Source organism: Bradyrhizobium sp., assembly GCF_019242285.1.
Taxonomy (GTDB): Bacteria; Pseudomonadota; Alphaproteobacteria; order Rhizobiales; family Xanthobacteraceae; genus Bradyrhizobium.
The window spans coordinates 1-3,344 of sequence record NZ_JAFAVV010000718.1 but is presented as its reverse complement, the minus strand read 5'-3'; the positions used below and the strand labels follow the sequence as shown (position 1 = coordinate 3,344).

The following is a 3,344-nucleotide window of genomic DNA, read 5'->3' as shown; positions in this document are numbered from 1 at the left end:
TGGCCGACATCAAGAAGTTCGGCTCGGGCGGCAAGAAGACCGCCGTGGTCTCGACCATCAACGGCGACGCCAACGTGCCGTTCTACAAGGAGCTCGGCAACCAGGGCATCAAGGCGACCGAAATTCCGGTGGTCGCGTTCTCGGTGGGCGAGGAAGAGCTCGCCGGCCTCGACACCAAGCCGCTGGTAGGCCATCTCGCGGCCTGGAACTACTTCGAGTCGATCAAGACGCCGGAGAACACCGCCTTCATCAAGACCTGGCACGAATACACCAAGAACCCGAAGCGCACCACCAACGACCCGATGGAGGCGCACTATATCGGCTTCAACATGTGGGTGAAGGCGGTCGAGAAGGCGAAGTCGTTCGACCCCGACAAGGTGATCGACGCGCTGCCGGGCATCAAGCAGGCCAACCTGACCGGCGGCACCTCGGAGATGCTGCCCAACCACCACATCACCAAGCCGGTCTTCATCGGCGAGATCCAGGCCGACGGCCAGTTCAACGTGGTGTCGGGCGATCCGAAGAAGGCCAAGCTGGTGCCGGGCGATGCCTGGTCGGACTATCTCGAAGGATCGAAGGACCTCGAGGCCGACTGGGTGACGCTGAAGTGCGGCAACTACAACAAGGTCAGCAAGAAGTGCCTCGGCTCGGGCTCCTGATCCGCGCCTGAAAACTGCACCAACGGGGAAGGCGGCGCATTACCGCCTTCCTCACTCTCCGCCGGGAGTGGTCCATTGCCTGTCGAAATCCTGAACCGGTTGCGCACGGTTGCGCTCGCGGTTGTCCTGATCCTGCTCGCGCTGCCGGCCTTCGCCGGGCCGTTCGAGGATTCGGTCGCCAAATTCGCCAATGACGATTTCTCCGACACCGCGGATGCGGTGGCCGAGATCGCCGCGTCGGGCAATCCCCTGGCCTATCCGATCATCAGCGCGCTGCAGGACGAGCGGCTGATGGCCGATTCCGACAGCAAGAAGGTCTACATCAAGCAGCCCGACGGCAAGATCATCGATGCCGCGACCGGCGCGCCGGTGGATGCGCTGCCACCTGGCGCGGACGCCGTGCGGCTGAACAACAAGCTGCGCCGCAACGTCGAGGCCGCGCTTGGCGGCTTGACCCTGCTGGCCCCCGATCCCGCGGCGCGCGTGGCCGCGGCACAGTCGGTGTTCAAGTCGCATGACGAGGCGCTGCTGCCGGTGGTCGAAGGCGCGCTCGCCAAGGAGACCAACAAGGCGGCGAAGGCGGCGCTGTCCGAAGCCCGCGCGGCGATCCTGCTGTCGAAGTCGGATGCGACCGAGGCCGAGAAGCTGGAGGCGATTGCAGCCGTGCGGTCGCGCGGCGATCAGGATGCGCTGGCGATGCTGAGCGACATCGGCAGCGATCAGCCACCGGCGGTGGCCAAGGCCGCGGCGAGCGCGATTGCCTCGATCCAGGATACGCTCGCGGTCTGGTCGACGGTGCAGAACGCCTGGTACGGCCTGTCGCTCGGCTCGGTGCTCTTGCTCGCCGCGATCGGGCTTGCCATCACCTTCGGCGTCATGGGCGTCATCAACATGGCCCATGGCGAGATGGTGATGCTCGGCGCCTACACCACCTTCGTGGTGCAGGAGACGATCCGCACCCACTATCCCGCGCTGTTCGACTATTCGCTGTTCATCGCGGTGCCGCTCGCCTTTCTCGTCGCGGGCGCGATCGGGGTCGTGATCGAGCGCTCGATCATCCGCTTCCTCTACGGCCGCCCGCTGGAGACCCTGCTCGCGACCTGGGGCCTGTCGCTGGTGCTGCAACAGGCGGTGCGCACCATGTTCGGCCCGACCAACCGCGAGGTCGGCAACCCCTCCTGGATGAGCGGCGCGTTCCAGCTCGGGCAGATGACCATCACCTACAACCGGCTGTGGATTCTGGTCTTCACGCTCGCGGTGTTCGCGATCCTGCTCTTGATGCTGCGCTTCACCGCGCTCGGGCTGGAGATGCGGGCGGTGACGCAGAACCGGCGGATGGCGGCCTCGATGGGGATCGCGACCTCCCGCGTCGACGCGCTGACCTTCGGCCTCGGCTCGGGCATCGCGGGCATCGCCGGCGTGGCGCTGTCGCAGATCGACAATGTCAGCCCCAATCTCGGCCAGAGCTACATCATCGATTCCTTCATGGTGGTGGTGTTCGGCGGCGTCGGCAATCTGTGGGGCACGCTGGTCGGCGCCTTCTCGCTCGGCATCGCCAACAAGTTCCTGGAGCCGGTGGCAGGTGCCGTGCTCGGCAAGATCGCGATCCTGGTGCTGATCATCCTGTTCATCCAGAAGCGCCCCCGCGGCCTGTTCGCGCTGAAGGGGCGGGCGGTGGAAGCATGATGCCGCATCTCATCACGCGCTCGCTGGACCGCGCCGCGACGACCTTCATCCTGATCGTCGCCGCCTGCGGCATCCTGATTCCGCTGTCCAACCTGCTGCTGCCCGCCGGCTCCTTCCTGCAGGTGCCGACCTACCTGGTAGCGCTGTGGGGCAAATATGTCTGCTACGCGATCCTCGCACTCTCGATCGACCTGATCTGGGGCTATTGCGGCATTCTCTCGCTCGGCCACGGCGCCTTCTTCGCGCTCGGCGGCTACGCCATGGGCATGTACCTGATGCGACAGATCGGCAGCCGCGGCGTCTATGGCAATCCGAACCTGCCTGACTTCATGGTGTTCCTGAACTGGCAGAGGCTGCCCTGGTACTGGTACGGCTTCGACGTCTTCCCCTTCGCAGCCCTGATGGTGGTGCTGGTGCCGGGCCTGCTCGCCTTCGGCTTCGGCTGGTTCGCCTTCCGCTCCCGCGTCACCGGCGTCTATCTCTCGATCATCACCCAGGCGATGACCTATGCGCTGCTGCTCGGCTTCTTCCGCAACGATTTCGGCTTCGGCGGCAACAACGGCCTGACCGATTTCAAGGACATTCTCGGCTTCAACGTGCAGGCCGACGGTACCCGCGCCGCGCTGTTCGCGCTGAGCTGCGCCGCGCTGATCGCGGCATTCCTGATCTGCCGCGCGATCGTCACCTCCAAGCTCGGCAAGGTCCTGATCGCGATCCGCGACGCCGAGTCGCGCACCCGCTTCATCGGCTATCGGGTGGAGAGCTACAAGCTGTTCGTGTTCACGCTGTCGGCCTGCATGGCCGGCGTCGCCGGCGCGCTCTATGTGCCGCAGGTCGGCATCATCAATCCAAGCGAGTTCGGGCCGGGCAATTCGATCGAGGCGGTGATCTGGGTCGCGGTCGGCGGCCGCGGCACGCTGGTCGGCGCCGCACTGGGGGCGATCGTCGTCAACTACGCCAAGACCTTCTTCACCTCGGGTCCGCTCGCGCCCTACTGGC

3 protein-coding genes are annotated in these 3,344 nt (G+C 65.6%); all 3 read left to right on the top strand.

Annotated features, from left to right (window positions below):
- Positions 1 to 659 (top strand): transporter substrate-binding protein (locus JOY90_RS29000; protein ID WP_291694521.1); only part of this gene is annotated, 659 nt, incomplete at its 5' end.
- Between the two features lie 75 nt (positions 660 to 734).
- A complete protein-coding gene (gene urtB / locus JOY90_RS28995) occupies positions 735 to 2,345 on the top strand; it encodes an urea ABC transporter permease subunit UrtB (RefSeq protein ID WP_291694520.1) in 1,611 nt (536 codons plus the stop codon).
- Positions 2,342 to 3,344 (top strand): urea ABC transporter permease subunit UrtC (gene urtC / locus JOY90_RS28990; RefSeq protein WP_291694519.1); only part of this gene is annotated, 1,003 nt, incomplete at its 3' end. The genes urtB and urtC, both read left to right, overlap by 4 nt.